The sequence below is a fragment of the Nocardioides albus genome, from assembly GCF_014648255.1.
Lineage (GTDB): Bacteria > Actinomycetota > Actinomycetes > Propionibacteriales > Nocardioidaceae > Nocardioides > Nocardioides albus.
This window is the reverse complement of the sequence record NZ_BMQT01000013.1, coordinates 142,131-156,789: the sequence shown is the minus strand read 5'-3', so window position 1 is coordinate 156,789 and position 14,659 is coordinate 142,131. Positions and strand designations below refer to the sequence as shown.

Annotated in this window: 15 protein-coding genes and 1 tRNA gene; 5 read left to right on the top strand and 11 right to left on the bottom strand. The window is 68.3% G+C overall.

What is annotated here, in order from left to right; genetic code table 11:
* Positions 1 to 488 (top strand): C40 family peptidase (locus IEY84_RS23870; protein ID WP_189129320.1); only part of this gene is annotated, 488 nt, incomplete at its 5' end.
* Between the two features lie 50 nt (positions 489 to 538).
* Here IEY84_RS23870 and acs read toward each other — a convergent pair.
* The 3 genes from acs to IEY84_RS23855 form a co-directional block, all read right to left on the bottom strand.
* Positions 539 to 2,509 (bottom strand): acetate--CoA ligase, encoded by a 1,971-nt coding sequence (gene acs, locus IEY84_RS23865; RefSeq protein ID WP_183543109.1) that lies wholly within the window; start codon positions 2,507 to 2,509, stop codon positions 539 to 541.
* A 124-nt stretch (positions 2,510 to 2,633) separates the two neighbouring features.
* Positions 2,634 to 4,253, bottom strand: a complete 1,620-nt coding sequence (locus tag IEY84_RS23860) for a monocarboxylic acid transporter (RefSeq protein WP_183543111.1) — start codon at positions 4,251 to 4,253, stop codon at positions 2,634 to 2,636.
* Positions 4,253 to 4,603, bottom strand: coding sequence for a DUF485 domain-containing protein (locus tag IEY84_RS23855; RefSeq protein WP_183543113.1), 351 nt, complete (start codon positions 4,601 to 4,603; stop codon positions 4,253 to 4,255). Before IEY84_RS23855 ends, IEY84_RS23860 begins: the two co-directional genes overlap by 1 nt.
* Positions 4,604 to 4,950: 347 nt before the next feature.
* Between IEY84_RS23855 and IEY84_RS23850 the strand changes: the two genes are divergently transcribed.
* Positions 4,951 to 5,454 carry a hypothetical protein gene (locus tag IEY84_RS23850; protein WP_183543115.1) on the top strand — a complete coding sequence of 168 codons (504 nt, stop codon included), beginning with the start codon at positions 4,951 to 4,953 and terminating at the stop codon, positions 5,452 to 5,454.
* A gap of 3 nt (positions 5,455 to 5,457) precedes the next feature.
* Here the strand turns inward: IEY84_RS23850 and IEY84_RS23845 are convergent, their stop codons facing one another.
* Genes IEY84_RS23845 through IEY84_RS23830 form a run of 4 tightly spaced genes read right to left on the bottom strand, consistent with a single transcriptional unit; the run spans position 5,458 to position 9,303 of the window.
* Positions 5,458 to 6,987 carry a sodium/solute symporter gene (locus IEY84_RS23845; protein WP_183543117.1) on the bottom strand — a complete coding sequence of 510 codons (1,530 nt, stop codon included), beginning with the start codon at positions 6,985 to 6,987 and terminating at the stop codon, positions 5,458 to 5,460.
* Positions 6,984 to 7,352: a DUF485 domain-containing protein gene (locus IEY84_RS23840; RefSeq protein ID WP_183543119.1), complete on the bottom strand. Its 369-nt coding sequence runs from the start codon at positions 7,350 to 7,352 to the stop codon at positions 6,984 to 6,986. Before IEY84_RS23840 ends, IEY84_RS23845 begins: the two co-directional genes overlap by 4 nt.
* Positions 7,353 to 7,375: 23 nt before the next feature.
* Positions 7,376 to 8,158 carry a LytR/AlgR family response regulator transcription factor gene (locus IEY84_RS23835; RefSeq protein WP_308424466.1) on the bottom strand — a complete coding sequence of 261 codons (783 nt, stop codon included), beginning with the start codon at positions 8,156 to 8,158 and terminating at the stop codon, positions 7,376 to 7,378.
* Positions 8,155 to 9,303 (bottom strand): sensor histidine kinase, encoded by a 1,149-nt coding sequence (locus tag IEY84_RS23830; RefSeq protein ID WP_183543121.1) that lies wholly within the window; start codon positions 9,301 to 9,303, stop codon positions 8,155 to 8,157. Before IEY84_RS23830 ends, IEY84_RS23835 begins: the two co-directional genes overlap by 4 nt.
* Positions 9,304 to 9,401: 98 nt before the next feature.
* Between IEY84_RS23830 and IEY84_RS23825 the strand changes: the two genes are divergently transcribed.
* Positions 9,402 to 9,875 (top strand): PNPOx family protein, encoded by a 474-nt coding sequence (locus tag IEY84_RS23825; protein WP_183543123.1) that lies wholly within the window; start codon positions 9,402 to 9,404, stop codon positions 9,873 to 9,875.
* 8 nt (positions 9,876 to 9,883) lie between these two features.
* Here IEY84_RS23825 and IEY84_RS23820 read toward each other — a convergent pair.
* Positions 9,884 to 9,956 (bottom strand) — tRNA-Pro (locus IEY84_RS23820).
* Positions 9,957 to 10,079: 123 nt separating this feature from the next.
* Positions 10,080 to 11,525, bottom strand: a complete 1,446-nt coding sequence (locus IEY84_RS23815) for a glucose/sorbosone family PQQ-dependent dehydrogenase (RefSeq protein ID WP_183543125.1) — start codon at positions 11,523 to 11,525, stop codon at positions 10,080 to 10,082.
* Positions 11,526 to 11,686: 161 nt separating this feature from the next.
* Between IEY84_RS23815 and IEY84_RS23810 the strand changes: the two genes are divergently transcribed.
* On the top strand, positions 11,687 to 12,637 hold the full coding sequence (locus IEY84_RS23810) for a 5'-nucleotidase (RefSeq protein WP_183543127.1): 951 nt from the start codon (positions 11,687 to 11,689) through the stop codon (positions 12,635 to 12,637).
* A gap of 115 nt (positions 12,638 to 12,752) precedes the next feature.
* On the top strand, positions 12,753 to 12,980 hold the full coding sequence (locus IEY84_RS23805; protein WP_183543129.1) for a hypothetical protein: 228 nt from the start codon (positions 12,753 to 12,755) through the stop codon (positions 12,978 to 12,980).
* 24 nt (positions 12,981 to 13,004) lie between these two features.
* On the opposite strand, the gene IEY84_RS23800 is transcribed toward IEY84_RS23805, so the two are convergent.
* A complete protein-coding gene (locus IEY84_RS23800; protein WP_183543130.1) occupies positions 13,005 to 13,604 on the bottom strand; it encodes a hypothetical protein in 600 nt (199 codons plus the stop codon).
* 79 nt (positions 13,605 to 13,683) lie between these two features.
* A complete protein-coding gene (locus IEY84_RS23795) occupies positions 13,684 to 14,553 on the bottom strand; it encodes a DUF4352 domain-containing protein (RefSeq protein WP_183543131.1) in 870 nt (289 codons plus the stop codon).
* Positions 14,554 to 14,659: the final 106 nt, after the last annotated feature.

Here is a 14,659-nt window from a genome sequence, read left to right as displayed (position 1 = left end):
CCGCGACGGCTCCGCCTGGCACCAGCGCCCAGACGGGCGCCCACCCGGCCTCCATCATCAAGACCATCTCGGCCACCACGGCGACCACCGAGAAGAAGGCCAAGAAAAAGAAGAAGTCGCGCGGCATCAAGGCCCTGCGTCGCGCCAAGAGCCGCGCCGGCGCGCCCTACTCCTACGGCGGCGACGGCCCGCACTCCTTCGACTGCTCCGGCCTGACCCAGTGGGTCTACAAGAAGCTCGGCCGCAAGCTCCCGCACAGCTCGTCGGGGCAGGTCGGTCACACGTTCAAGGTCAAGAAGCCCCGCAAGGGCGACCTGGTCTTCTTCTACGGCAGCGGCGGCGTCTATCACGTCGGCATCTACGCCGGTAAGTACGACGGGCGCCGCTGGATCTGGCACGCGCCCCGGTCCGGCGAGACGGTCCAGAAGGACCCGATCTGGACCGACAGCCACTTCATCCGGCGGGTGAAGTACAGCAAGAAGCACTAGTACGTAGCGGCCCGGTCACCCGCGTGGGGCGACCGGGCCGCGGCGACCCGTCACTCGTCAGTCGACGTGGTCTTCCCGGCGGCGATCAGCTCCATGATCGTCTGGTCCGCCAGCGTCGTGGTGTCGCCGACGCCACGACCCTCGGCGAGGTCGCGAAGCAGCCGCCGCATGATCTTCCCCGAGCGGGTCTTGGGGAGCTCGGGCACGATCATGATCTGGCGCGGCTTGGCGATCGGGCCGATCTCCTTGCGGACGTGGTCGGAGAGCTCCTTGTGGCAATCCTCCGGCGATCCGTCACGCAGGATGACGTACGCCACCACTGCCTGCCCCGTGTCGGGGTCGGTCGCACCGACGACCGCCGCCTCGGCGACGTAGTGGTGCGAGACCAGCGCCGACTCGATCTCCGTCGTGGACAGCCGGTGGCCGGACACGTTCATCACGTCGTCGACCCGGCCCAGGACCCAGACGTCGCCGTCCTCGTCCTTCTTGGCGCCGTCGCCGGCGAAGTAGTAGCCACGGTCCTTGAAGCGCGACCAGTAGGTGTCGATGTAGCGCTGGTCGTCCCCCCAGATCGTACGCAGCATCGACGGCCACGGCTCGGTGAGCACCAGGTAGCCCCCGGCGCCGTCCGGCACGGACTCGCCGTTGTCGTCCACCACGTCGGCCGAGACGCCCGGCAGACCCTTCATCGCCGATCCCGGCTTCCCGTGAGTCACGCCCGGCAGCGGCGAGATCATGATCGCGCCGGTCTCGGTCTGCCACCAGGTGTCCACCACGGGCACCGAGGAGCCACCGATGACGTCGCGGTACCAGATGTAGGCCTCGGGGTTGATCGGCTCACCGACGGACCCGAGCAGGCGGACCGACGAGAGGTCGCGGCCGTCCGGGATGGCGCGACCCTGCTTCATGAACGTCCGGATCGCGGTCGGCGCCGTGTAGAAGAGCGTGACGCCGTACTCCTCGATGATCTGCCACCAGCGACCCTTCTCCGGGAAGTCGGGGGTGCCTTCGTAGAGCACCTGGGTCGCGCCGTTGGCCAGCGGTCCGTAGACGATGTAGGAGTGGCCGGTGATCCAGCCGATGTCGGCGGTGCACCAGTAGACGTCGGTCTCGGGCTTGAGGTCGAAGACCTCCCAGTGCGTGAACGCCGCCTGGGTGAGGTAGCCGCCGGTGGTGTGCAGGATGCCCTTCGGCTTCCCGGTGGTGCCGGAGGTGTACATGACGAAGAGCGGGTGCTCGGCGTCGTGGCCGACCGGGGTGTGCTCGGTCGACGCGGTCGAGACGACGTCGCCCCACCACTTGTCGACCGAGTCGTTCCACTCGACGTCCTGGCCGGTGCGCTTGACCACGAGCACGTTCTCGACCAGGCCGGGCTGGGTCGCCTCGACCTTCGTGACCGCCTCGTCCACCGCGGGCTTGAGCGCCGAGGGTGCGCCACGGCGGTAGCCGCCGTCAGAGGTGACGATCAGCTTCGCGCCGCAGTCGACGACACGGGTTGCGAGAGCGTCCGCGGAGAAGCCGCCGAAGATCACGGTGTGGATCGCACCGATCCGCGCGCAGGCCAGCATCGCGAAGACGGCCTCGGGGATCATCGGCATGTAGATCGCGACCCGGTCGCCCTTCGACACCCCCAGCGCCTCGAACGCGTTGGCCGCCCGGGAGACCTCGTCCTTGAGCTCGGCGTAGGTGATCGCCCTCTTGTCGTCGGCAGGCTCGCCCACCCAGTGGATCGCCACCCGGTCACCGAGCCCGGCCTCGACGTGACGGTCCACGGCGTTGTACGCCACGTTGATCTCGCCGCCCTCGAACCACTTCGCGAACGGCGGGTTGTCCCAGTTCAGGACACGATCGAACGGCTTCGACCAGGTCAGCCGCTCCGCGGCGGCGGCCCAGAAGGCGTCGCGGTCCGTGGCCGCGGCGTCGTACGCATCGGCCTTGACGTTGGCGGCGGCGGCGAGCTCAGCCGGGGGCTCGAACCGGCGCTTCTCGTGCAGCAGGTTGGACAGGGTCTCGTCGGTCACAGTGACTCCTACGTACGAAAAATTTTGTGGCTCAGGCCACAGGGTAGTGCGGGGGAAAGAACGATGGCGGGCCGTCGTACGACAAGACTCTTCAGTCAGGCGACGACGACCCGCCGTGGGTGGGTCAGTGCGTGATCGCCTTCTCGGAGCCGGCGCCGGTGAGGGCGCGCACCTCGAGCTCGATGTAGCGCTCAGCGGTCTCCGGCTCCTTCGACGTCACCGTGCCCAGCCAGCCCAGGAAGAAGCCGAGCGGGATGGAGATGATGCCCGGGTTCTCCAGGGGGAACCAGGAGAAGTCGATTCCGGCCGGGAACAGCGAGAGGCTGTCGCCGGTGGCGGGGTCGACCTTGCCGGAGACGACCGGGGAGAAGAAGACCAGGCCGACACACGAGATCAGGCCGCCGTAGATCGACCAGACCGCGCCGCGGGTGTTGAACCGCTTCCAGAACATGTTGTAGATGATCGCCGGCAGGTTCGCCGAGGCGGCGACCGCGAAGGCCAGCGCGACGAGGAACGCGATGTTCAGCGACTGCGCCGGGATGGCCAGCAGGATCGCGATCAGGCCGATGCCCGCCGCGGCCCAGCGAGAGACCTTCAGCTCGTCCTTCTCCGAGGCCTTGCCGTGCTTGATCACCGAGTTGTAGATGTCGTGGGCGACGGAGACCGACGAGGTCAGCGTCAGCCCCGCGACCACGGCGAGGATGGTGGCGAAGGCGACCGCGGAGATGAGCGCCAGCAGCACGGCACCACCGACCGAGCCCTCACCGCCACCGACTTCCTGGGCGAGCAGTGGCGCCGCCAGGTTGCCGGCCTTGTCCAGGGTCGCCGGGTCGACCAGGGCGGCCGCACCGAAGCCCAGGACCAGGGTGAACAGGTAGAAGACGCCGATCAGGCCGATCGCCCACAGCACCGACTTGCGAGCATCCGCCGAGGTCGGGACGGTGTAGAAGCGGATCAGGATGTGCGGCAGACCCGCGGTGCCGAGCACCAGGGCAAGGCCGAGGGAGACGAAGTCCATCTCGCTGGTGAAGCTCAGGCCGTACTTCAGACCCGGCTGGAGGAAGGCGTCGCCCTTGCCCGAGGCGTCGGCGGCGGATCCGAGCAGCTCGGAGAGGTTGAAGCCGAACTGGGCGAGCACCAGGATGACGATCAGCGCGGAGCCGGTCATCAGCAGGACGGCCTTGACGATCTGGACCCAGGTGGTGCCCTTCATCCCGCCGACGGTGACGTAGAAGATCATCAGCGCGCCGACGAACAGGATCACGATGTTCTTCACCGCCTGGTCCTCGACGCCGAGCAGGAGCGCTACCAGCGCGCCCGCACCGACCATCTGGGCCAGCAGGTAGAAGATGCTCACGACCACGGTGGACGTCGCCGCGGCCATGCGCACCGGACGCTGCTTCATGCGGTACGCCAGCTGGTCGGCCATCGTGTAGCGACCGGAGTTGCGCAGCACCTCCGCGACCAGCAGCAGCGCCACCAACCAGGCGACGAGGAAGCCGATCGAGTAGAGGAACCCGTCGTAGCCGGACAGGGCGATGGCGCCCGAGATGCCGAGGAACGACGCCGCCGACATGTAGTCGCCTCCGATCGCGAGACCGTTCTGGAAGCCGGAGAAGCCGCGGCCCCCGGCGTAGTAGTCGGCCGCGGTCTTCGTCTGCCGGCTCGCCCAGAAGGTGATACCGACCGTGATCGCGACGACCGCGAGGAAGAGGACAGTGGTGAGGATCTGGCTGCCGTCCATCAGAGCTGCCTCTTCTCGATCTCGTATTCCTCGTCGAGCTTCCGAGCCAGCGGGTCGAGGTTCTTGGTGGAGTAGTTGGCGTAGAGGTAGGCGATGCCGAAGGTGGTCACGAACTGCAGGAGCCCGAAGACCAGCGCGACGTTGATGTTGCCGAACAGCTTGTAGTTCATGAAGTCCTCGGCCCAGTTCGAGCAGAAGACATAGAGGAGGTACCAAGCCAGGAATGCCACCGTGGCCGGGAATACGAACTTCCGGTACGCCGACCGCAGAGCGCGAAACTCTGCCGTGGCGTGCAGTCTGTCGTAGACCGGGTCGTGCCGGTGGGCTTGGTCGTGCGCTTCGTCGCTCACGGTCTAACCCTTTCGTTGACGAGGCCGTCCTGATTTCTGGTGGTCGAGCCTGTCGAGACCAGGGACGGACGACGTGTGATCGCAGTCACATTAGGGGTCTGCTGGGTCGCCCGTCGCGGGGTAGCGGCCGGTCCCTCGGTAGACGGCATCGTCGCGCGACGAGCGGTCGATTTCGTACGTCGAGTGGCTGGTTCCCGTGGGGGTCTGCTCCTGCCGAGAGGGCGACCGATGGTCATGCGGTACGTCGCCCACCCCGCGGTTCCGAGAGCGAACGAACATTCGTTCGGCCCCGAAGTACGGCAGGGCGGCGGGCCCGTCGAGCCGACCAAGCGCTAACGTTCGCCGCCGTGATCTCCGACATTCCAGGCCTCGCCGCACGCTGGCTCCGGTGGGCAGCCTCGTCAGATGAAACGTCGTCGCCGATCGTGGATGCCACGGGAGCGTTCGCAGGGTCGAAGCAGCCGCCGGACGTCTGGTTCGTTGCGGGGAACTCCGGTGGGGTGTCATCCCGACGCTTCGACGTGCCGGTCGGCAGGCCTTTGTTCATGCCTGCCTTCTGTATGTGGTCGCGCAGCATGCTCACGAACGCGGACCTTCCCCGATCGTTCGGCTTCGTGAAGCTCGACGGCGAAGAGGTTCCAGTGTCTGCGAACTCTTCCGGACCGGTCAGAGTGCGAGGCGCACTTGGAAACCCGGTGAACGGGGTGTCGCTGTTCGGGACGAAGATGCAGGTCGCTGGCCATTGGGCCTATGTCGAGCCGATCGCCCCCGGACCGCACCTGTTGGAGATCCACGGCGGTGACGGTCACGGTTGGACCACGTCGGTTCGCGCCGAGATCACTGCCGTCTGAGAGTCAGCGCTGCGTCGAGGCCGCGACGGCGGGTTCGAGCGTCGGCTCGGGGGTGTGGAGGCGTACGAGCAGTCGGGTGGTGTGGGGCGGGACATGCTCTGCGGTGGCGAGGCTGACGAGGATCATCACGGCGAACGAGAGCGGGACCGCCCAGAGCGCGGGCTGGGTGAGGACGACGTCGGCCCAGGTGTCCGTACGCCACCCACTGATCGTGAAGACCACGGCGGAGCCCGTCGTGACCAACCCGGTGACCAGGCCCGCAGCGGCACCGTAGGCGGTCAGCCGGCGCGACCAGATGCCGAGCAGGAGGAGCGGGCAGAAGGTGGCGGCGGCCAGGGCGAAGGCGAGCGCGACGCCGCGGGCGACGCCGACGCTGGGGGTCAGCAGGGCGCCGGCGACGGGGACGATCACGGCGACCAGGGAGGCGATCCGGAAGGCGGCGACGCCGCCGTACCGACTGCCTCGGCGACGCAGCAGCGGCACGACCACGTCCTGGGAGAGCACGCCGGAGACGGCGATCGCGAGGCCGGACGACGTCGACAGGAAGGCCGCGAAGGCGCCCGCGCACACGAGTCCGGTCAGGACGTCACCCGCCCAGCCGGAGAGCATCAGCCGGGGCAGCTCGAGGACCAGGGTGTCGGCGGAGGCGGGGCGGGCGCCGTACACGCGACCGAGGACGCCGAGGATCGGTGGCAGCAGGTAGAAGACGCCGAGGAGAGCCAGCACGACCAGGGTGGTGCGGCGGGCGGCGCGGCCGTCGGGGTTGGTGTAGAAGCGGACCCCGACGTGCGGCAGCCCCATCGTCCCGAGGAATGTCGCTGCGATCAGCGAGTAGGTGGCGTAGAGGCCGGCAGGTCCGTCGGTGCCCATCGGCAGCGACCAGGTCTGACTGAGATCGTTGGCGCGGGGTGCGCCGTCGCTGCCCCAGACCGCGACCAGCACTCCGACCGGCACCAGCAGGGCGGTCAGCTTGAGCCAGTACTGGAAGGCCTGCACGAAGGTGATCGAGCGCATCCCGCCGGAGAAGACGCTGACCAGCACGACCGTCCCGACCAGCACCGGTCCCACCCAGCGAGGCGCACCTGCGACCAGCTCCAAGGTCAGGCCGGCGCCCTGCAGCTGCGGCAGCAGATAGAGCCAGCCGATGGACACGACCAGAAGCGAGCAGAGCCGCCGAACCCCGCGCGAGGCAAGCCGCTCCTCGGCGAAGTCAGGCAGCGTGTACGCCCCTGACCTGCGCAGAGGCGCCGCGACCAGGGTCAGCAGCACGAGATAGCCGGCGGTCCAGCCGATCGGGTACCAGAGCATCTCCGCGCCCGAGGTGAACACCAGCCCGGCGATGCCGAGGAAGGAGGCGGCGGAGAGATACTCCCCGCCGATTGCGCTCGCGTTGAGGCCGGGCCGCACCGACCGCGAGGCGACGTAGAAGTCGCTCGTGGTCCGGCTGAACCGCAGTCCCCAGGTGCCGATGGTCAGCGTCGCCAGGGTGACCAGGGTGACCGCGACGATCGCCGGGGCGGAGTCGAGCGTCATGGAGCCTCGTCGTCCGAACGGAGCAGGTCGGCGTAGCTGGCCTCGTTGCGTTCCGCGCCGCGCAGATACCAGCGGCCGAGGAGGAACAGGAACGGGTAGACCAGAACCCCGAGGAGCAGCCAGGGGAGCGGGATACCGAACGGCGCGGTGCGGACCAGCCCGGGGGCCAGCCAGAACAGCAGCGGGAGCGACCCGACGCCGAGGAAGAGCACCGCCAGGGTGCGGAGCGCGATCGAGAGCTGGGCGCGCATCAGCGAGCCGAGGTAGACCTCGCCGAGGCGGGTGTCCTCGTCGACGTCGACCCGACGGACGGCCGGGCGGCGTCGGGGCGGTCCGGTGACGCGTACGCGTTGTGGTTCTGTCATTGGGCTCTGCTGTCAGGAGGGGATCATGAGCGTCGGGCGAGCAGGTCCTTGAGCTGGCGCGTGTGCCGGCGGCTGACCTGCAGCTCGGTGCCGCGGGACGCGCCGCCGACGACGACCGAGCAGCGCCCGGCCTCCGAGCGGACCTCGGTGACGTGGGAGAGGTTGACGAGGAGCGAGCGGTGGATGCGTACGAACCGGGCGGAGGCCCATTCCTGCTCCAGCTGGGTCAGCGGGACCCGCACCAGATGAGACGCCCCGGCGGTGTGCAGCCGGGCGTAGTCGCCCTGCGCCTCCACGTGGGTGATCTGGGAGCGCCACACGAAACGGGTGACGCCGCCGAGCTCGACCGGGATCTGTACGTCGCCGCTCGGCTCCTCCTCCGGGACGCTGCCCATCAGCCGGGTGACGGTCTCGGCCAGACGTTCCGCGCGCACCGGCTTGAGGACGTAGTCGACCGCGCGCAGGTCGAAGGCCTCCAGCGCGTGCTCCTCGTGAGCGGTCACGAACACGACCGCCGGCGGTGTCTTGAAGCGGGCCAGCAGCCGCGCCACCTCGAGCCCGTTCAGGCCGGGCATCTGGATGTCGAGGAAGACCGCGTCCACGCCCGACCCCTGCAGCTGCTGCAGCCCGTCGGTCGCGTTCAGACAGGTGCGCACCTCTGCCACCCGAGCGTCCTGGGTGAGCAGGTAGGAGAGCTCGTCGGCGGCCGGCGGCTCGTCGTCGACGACCAGGACTCGCAGGCGCCCGCCCGGGGCTCCCTGTCTCGCGGCGAACGCCTGCGGCGTACGGCCGGTCATGCCGCTCATGTGTGCACTCCTGGGGCGAACTTCGGGATCCTGAGGATGACCTTCGTGCCGGCACCGGGGGCGGTCTCGACCACCAGGCCGTAGTCGTCGCCGTAGGCGTTGCGGAGCCGGGCGTCGACGTTGCCGAGCCCCATCGAATCGGTGGTCGGGGGCACGTCGCTCAGACCCGTCGGGAGCCCGCCGGCCAGCGCGTTGCGGACTTTCTCCGGATCCTCGCCGGCACCGTCGTCCTCGACCTCGATCACGCACTCGGTGCCGCTGTCGGCGGCTCGGATGGAGATGTGGCCGGTCTCTGCGTCAGCGAGGCCGTGGCGTACGGCGTTCTCGACCAACGGCTGCAAGCACAGGAACGGCACCGCGATCGGCAGCACCTCGGGAGCGACCGAGAGCCTGACCGAGAGTCGCTCGCCGAACCGGGCCTGCTCCAGGAGCAGATAGCGCTCGACCGAGCGGAGCTCCTCGGACAGCGTGGTGTATTCACCGTGGGTCCGGAACGAGTAGCGCGTGAAGTCCGCGAACTCCAGCAGCAGCTCCCGCGCTCGCTCCGGGTCGGTGCGTACGAAGCTGGCGATCGCCCCGAGCGAGTTGTAGATGAAGTGCGGGCTGATCTGGGCGCGCAGCGCGCGCACCTCGGCCTCCATCAGGCGCCGCCGCGACGCGTCGAGCTCGGCGAGCTCGAGCTGGCCGGAGACCCAGGTCGCGACCTCGTCGGTGGCGCGGATCATCATTGCCGAGGTGTCCGGGGCGTACGCCTGCAGCGTGCCGACCAGGTGGTCGTCGACGACCAGGGGGCTGACCACGGCGGAGTGCAGCGGGCATCCGGCCTGACCGCACTCCAGGTCGACCCGGTCGTAGAACCGGGTCGCACCGCGCTCCAGCGTCCCCTCGGCCAGCTTCGTCACGTGCTCCTGGTGGTGGGTGCCGATGCCTTCCCAGGCGAGCAGGCCGTCGGTATCGGTGATCGCGAGCGCGGGAGCGGCGAGAAGAGCCTGAAGATGAGGTGCGGCGCGCTCGGCGCTGTCCACGGTCAGGCCGCCGCGCAGCGCTGGGCTCGCCAGCGACGCGTTGTGGAGGGTGCGGAAGGTCGCCCGGTCGGCTTCGGTGCCCAGATGGGTCCCCGATGAAGTGCGTAGCCAGCGCCGCATCCGCCCTCCTCGGTGATCGAGATCCACTCTCCAGTGTGACGGCGCCCACGTTATCTGTCACCCGCGCCCTCTCTGGGGTGCGAGGGTAGGTTTGCCACATGCGACTGAGTCGAGTGATCCCGGGTCTGCTGGCTGCCGGAGTGGCGGGCGCGGGTGCCGCCTTCGTGATCGGGATGCGCAACAAGTCGCCCTGGCTGCAGGACCGCATCCGCATCTTCTCCAAGCGGTTCGCCTCCGAGGCGCTGAAGACCGCCGGCTCGACCGGCAACCTCAACGGCGTCGTCCTCCACGTCGGTCGCACGAGCGGCCGGGAGTACGCCACCCCGGTCACGCCGTTCCCGACGCCCGACGGCTTCGTCATCAACCTGCCCTACACCTCGAAGGTCGACTGGGCCCAGAACGTCCTGGCCGCCAACTCGGCCACGATCGTCCACGACGGCGTCGACCACCGCGTCACGGATCCGAGGATCGTCTCCTACGCCGAGGTCGCTCCCATGCTCCCCAAGGGCGCCGGGCTCTTCCGCGCCGTGTTCGACGTCCAGGAGTTCCTCCGCGTCACCAACGCGGACTGAGGTCAACGTCGGGTTGGCGGGACTCGAACCCGCGATCGCCTGGACCCAACCCAGGAGGGATAGCCGCTTCCCCACAACCCGTCTGTGCGTACACGTTCACGGGCGCGGTCGCTGCTGCATGACATCAACGGTAGACACGACCGGACCCCGGTCGCACACCATTTATCGGCGCACGCCCGGGGTCCGGGAGAGCAGGGACGTACGTCAGCTGCTGACCGGGAAGGCGAGCAGCGACCCCGGGTGGGTGAGGTCGGTCGTGGGGACGTCGCCCTCGCCGCGGACGAGGCCCGCGGTGTCGGTGATTGCGTAGACCGTCTTGCCGTCAGGGCTGACGATCGTGGCGCGGAACCGGTCCTGGTCGGTGTAGAGCGGCTCGACCGCGACCACGTCGGTCTCGGTCCAGTTGAGACCCAGGCGGTAGATCGTGCCGTCCTTGAGGCTGGTCATGATCACCGAGTTCTCCCAGCCCGGCATCGCCCGGCCGGAGGCCGGCTTGTAGTAGGTGAGGCTGGACGGCGCGATGGTCGGGTAGCAGATGTAGTAGAGACCGGACTCGTCGCACGGGGCGCCGGTGAAGTCGTGATCCCAGGTGACCGAGGTGCCGAAGGTGTCCAGGGGCTCGTTGAAGCGAGCCGTGAACTCCGACTCCTTCGTCGTCGGCACGTCCTCGTGGATCTCGAAGTCCGAGTGGGTCAACTCGGCGCACGGTGTCGGGGAGGAGGCGCTCCAGTCGGCGTAGACGTAGGCGGAGTCGTCGTCCTGGTAACCGGCGACGTTCGGCCAGCCGTAGTTGCCGCCAGGGCGGAGCAGGTTGATCTCGTCGTCGGTCTTCGGGCCGTGCTCGGCCTCGAGGAGCTGCCCGGAGGGGGTGAACGTGAAGCCCTGCGGGTTGCGGTGTCCGTAGGTCCAGATGTGGCTGCGTACGCCGCTGATCGTCGGGTTGTCGGTCGGGATGGAGCCGTCGCGGTTCAGCCGCAGGGTCTTGCCCTGGTAGGCGAACCAGTCCTTCGCCGCGACCTCGGCCGCGGTAGGCAGGGTCTGGGCCTGGTTCTGACGGCAGGCGAGGGAGTACTGGTTGGTGCCCTGGTCGCCGATCGCGTAGTAGAGCTTCCCGTCGGGACCGATCAGCAGCCGGCCACCCTGGTGGTCGATGCTCGCCGGCAGTCCGTCGATGATCGTGGTCGGGCTGACCAGCTTCTTCCGGTAGTCGTCGTAGCTGTAGCGCACGATCTTGGTGCGCCGGGTCTCGCCCGTGGACTCCTCGGCCTGGCCGGAGTCATAGGTGAACGAGACGTACGCATAGCCGCGGGCCCTGCTGACGATCGACGGCTCCACGGCAAGTCCGAGCACTCCGTCCTGGCCGCTGGAGACGGCCTGGTTGGAGAGATCGAGAAGGGTGCTCTTCGCGCCGGTCGCGGGGTTCACGCTGAGGACGGACTTGCCGCTCTTCTCGGTGAGCCACAGCTTGCCGTGGGCTCCCCAGGCGAGCGAGTAGGGGTTGTCGAGACCGTCGGCGACCACGTTCGGTGTGCCCAGCGCGGGCGCGGGCCCGGTGGTCCCGGTCGCCGCAGGTGCCGAGATGGTGGTCGCGGTCAGGGCTGCGAGAGCGGCGGATCCGGCGGCGAGACTCAGGCTTCGTTTGATGCTCATGAGACGTACTTCTCCTCCAGAGGAAGGGGGATCGAAGGAAAATGCAGCAGCGATCCTCCCCGAGAGGTGGCCGGTGCCACGAGGACGCTGGCCGGAACTATGGCGGAAGTGAGTTGATCTGGCAACGACCCCGTTCCGGCGAAGACCGGTAGGTTCCAGGGGTGGGATATGAGTTGGGGGACCGGTTGGTCGTCGGGATCGCGTCGAGCGCGCTCTTCGACCTGTCCGAGTCGGATGCGTACTTCCGAGAGCACGGCGAAGGGGCCTACCGCCGCTACCAGGACGAACGCATCGACGACCCGCTCCGGCCCGGTGTCGCGTTCCCGTTCATCAAGCGGCTGCTGAGCCTCAACGACCTGGTCGACGACGCCGACGACGGCCTCGTCGAGGTGATCGTGGTCTCCCGCAACGATCCCAACACCGGACTGCGGGTGATGCGCTCGATCGAGCGCCACGGCCTGCCGATGACCCGCGCGGTGTTCACTCAGGGTCGCTCGCCGCATCCCTACATCGGGGCACTCGGGATGTCGCTGTTCCTCAGTGGCAACCGCTCGGACGTGGTCGCGGCCAGCCGCGAAGGCTTCCCCGCCGGTCACGTGCTTCCGTCGGCCGCGACGTACGACGATTCTGATCGCTCCGTCGTGGTGGCCTTCGACTTCGACGGCGTGCTCGCCGACGACGGTTCCGAGCGGGTCTACCGCGAGGAGGGGATCGAGAGATACCAGGCGCACGAGGCGAGCCGGAAGGCCGAGCCGCTCGAGCCCGGACCGCTGCAGCCGCTGCTACGCGATCTCAACCGGATCCAGCAGGTCGAGGAGCAGCGCCGCCTGGAGGACCCGTCCTATGAGCCACGGCTGCGGATCGCGCTGGTCACCGCCCGTGGCGCCCCGGCGCACGAGCGGGCGATCCGGTCGCTGCAGTCCTGGGACGTCCACGTCAACGAGGCGTTCTTCCTGGGCGGGGTGGAGAAGGTACGCGTCCTCGAGGTGCTCCGACCACTGATCTTCTTCGACGACCAGACGACCCATCTGGACCCCGCGGTCGGCTCGATCGCCGGGGTGCACATCCCCTACGGCGTCGCCAACACGGACGACATCCCTGCTGGTCAATAGAGCCTTCACAGTTCACCCACAGGTCGTGCTCAACTGTGGGACGGGCCTGTGCCTGTGTCACCCTGGACGGCGTTGTACAGATTCTGTTCATGTAGAAGTGCGAGGAGTTCACTCGATGGCTTCGGCTATGTGTGCCAAGTGCACCGAAGACGAGGAGATCCGGGTTCTCTCGCGTACGGCGGGGGGCCGCCGGCGACTGATGTGCTGCAGGTGTGGGTTCGCGTGGGAAGGCGGGAGCTCCGGCTCCGCCCGGGGTGCCGGCCTGGCCGGCCTGTTCGGCGCTGCCACGGTGGGGATGATCGTCCTCGTCGCCTGCAGCGTCCGATTCGTGGCCGAGGTCTGAGCCGCTGTCGGCAGAGCGAGCGCGTCAGCTGTTGACGGCGTCGACCGAGATGCCAGCGAGCATGGCATCGTACGCCGCCTGGGCTTTGTCCTGAGCCGTGGACCAGTCGGAGTTGTCAAAGTCCGTGTCCGGGTCGCAGGTGTATTCCCAGATGCAGTCCTCCCACGTGCTCGCGGAAAGCGCATAGATGGTCTGGGCCTCGTCCGCAGCCTGATAGGCCGAGTCGCACTCGGGGCTGAGGGAGCTGGCATCGATCCGATTGCCGAGGACGGCTGCGTCGGAGATTGCCTCTGAGAGGTCGGCCTGGACGATGCCGACCTCCGCGCGCGACGAGGCGTCGAGAACGGCTTCGACGAACTCGCCGATCTCCGCTCTGCAGGTCTCGATCGCCTTGGCCTCTGCCGCATTCTCTCGCGCGGCGTCTGCCTGCTCGGCGCGATAGCTGAGCAGCAGGCCCGCGCCGAGCAGCGCGACGAGAGAAAGGACGACGGCGACGACGGCGCCGAGCACCCAGGGCCACCGCGGCCGAGGAGACTCCGAGGTGGGGGTGGGTGCTGCGTACGTGGGGTGTGCTGACCAATCGAGCTGGTCGTTCCAGTTGGGGCCTTCAGGACCGGTGGACATGAGAATCTCCTTCTGAGCTGATGTCTGATGCCGAGACGTGTCCGGGGCAGCGACGAGTCGCTGCCCCGGATGAGATGCGCTACTTCAGGCCGAGCGCGAAGTGGGTCTCGCCGCGGCCGAAGAGGTCGGAGACCTGGAGGATGCCGCCGGCGGCCTTTGCCGGAGGAACGTCGAAGACGAGTTTGCCCTTGGTGGCGAGGTCGGGCTGCATGTCGCGCAGGAAGAGCGACTCTTCGCCGAGGTAGAGCGCGGCGTCGGAACCCTCGTACTTCGTGCCGTCCTTGGCGATGAACACCGCGGCGGTGTCCATGAAGGTCTTGGTCTCGTTCTTGGTGTTCTCGACGGTGAGGTCGACCACCACGAAGACACCGTCGGCCTGCTCGCCGAACTCACCGCCGACGTTGCTCTGCGTGCTCGCGCCGGCCACCGTGTATGCGGTGCCCTCCAGCTTGGCGGTCTGACCGACCTTGAACGGGCGCTTGGCTGATCCCTGCTCCGGCTTGTCCGCCTTCGGCTTGTCGCCAGCGGCGCCGCTGGACGCGGCGTCAGTTGTGGCGTCGGTGGCGGTGCCGGCGGAGTCATCTGCGCCGCCACCGCCGCTGGCCGCACCGACGATGCCGCCGATGAGCAGCACGCCGGCGACTACGCAGGCGCCGATCAGGGCGCCCTTGGAGTCGGTCTTCTGGCGGCTGAAGTTGCCGTACTCATCGACCCTCAGCACCAGGCTCTGGCGGCGGTTCAGGTGGGCGATGAGCAGCCAGGCGAGCGACCACAGCCCGCAGGTGAAGATGGTCAGGATCAGATGCAGGACGTGGTTCGTACGCCCGCCCTTGGCCAGCACCGTGTGGTAGTCGGTCTGCGACTCGACCCGCCAGCCGCCGTCGGCGACCTCCTTGGCGACGGCCTGGGACATCTGCTGCCGGACGTTCGCGGTCGGCTCGTTGGACATCGGTTGCTCCCTCTGCGTGGCTGCCGGGTTGCAGCTCGTGATGAGAGAAGGTTGGAGCGAAGGCCGTTGTGTGACTACGGAGATCACCGATAAGGGGCATTAACAG

Bases quoted from the DNA above. Each gene is read 5' to 3' on its own strand.
- IEY84_RS23860 (WP_183543111.1), bottom strand. From the start codon at position 4,253: ATGGACGGCAGCCAGATCCTCACCACTGTCCTCTTCCTCGCGGTCGTC.
- IEY84_RS23845 (WP_183543117.1), bottom strand. From the start codon at position 6,987: ATGACGCTCGACTCCGCCCCGGCGATCGTCGCGGTCACCCTGGTCACC.
- IEY84_RS23840 (WP_183543119.1), bottom strand. From the start codon at position 7,352: ATGACAGAACCACAACGCGTACGCGTCACCGGACCGCCCCGACGCCGC.
- IEY84_RS23835 (WP_308424466.1), bottom strand. From the start codon at position 8,158: ATGAGCGGCATGACCGGCCGTACGCCGCAGGCGTTCGCCGCGAGACAG.
- IEY84_RS23830 (WP_183543121.1), bottom strand. From the start codon at position 9,303: ATGCGGCGCTGGCTACGCACTTCATCGGGGACCCATCTGGGCACCGAA.
- IEY84_RS23825 (WP_183543123.1), top strand. From the start codon at position 9,402: ATGCGACTGAGTCGAGTGATCCCGGGTCTGCTGGCTGCCGGAGTGGCG.
- IEY84_RS23815 (WP_183543125.1), bottom strand. From the start codon at position 11,525: ATGAGCATCAAACGAAGCCTGAGTCTCGCCGCCGGATCCGCCGCTCTC.
- IEY84_RS23805 (WP_183543129.1), top strand. From the start codon at position 12,753: ATGGCTTCGGCTATGTGTGCCAAGTGCACCGAAGACGAGGAGATCCGG.
- IEY84_RS23800 (WP_183543130.1), bottom strand. From the start codon at position 13,604: ATGTCCACCGGTCCTGAAGGCCCCAACTGGAACGACCAGCTCGATTGG.
- IEY84_RS23795 (WP_183543131.1), bottom strand. From the start codon at position 14,553: ATGTCCAACGAGCCGACCGCGAACGTCCGGCAGCAGATGTCCCAGGCC.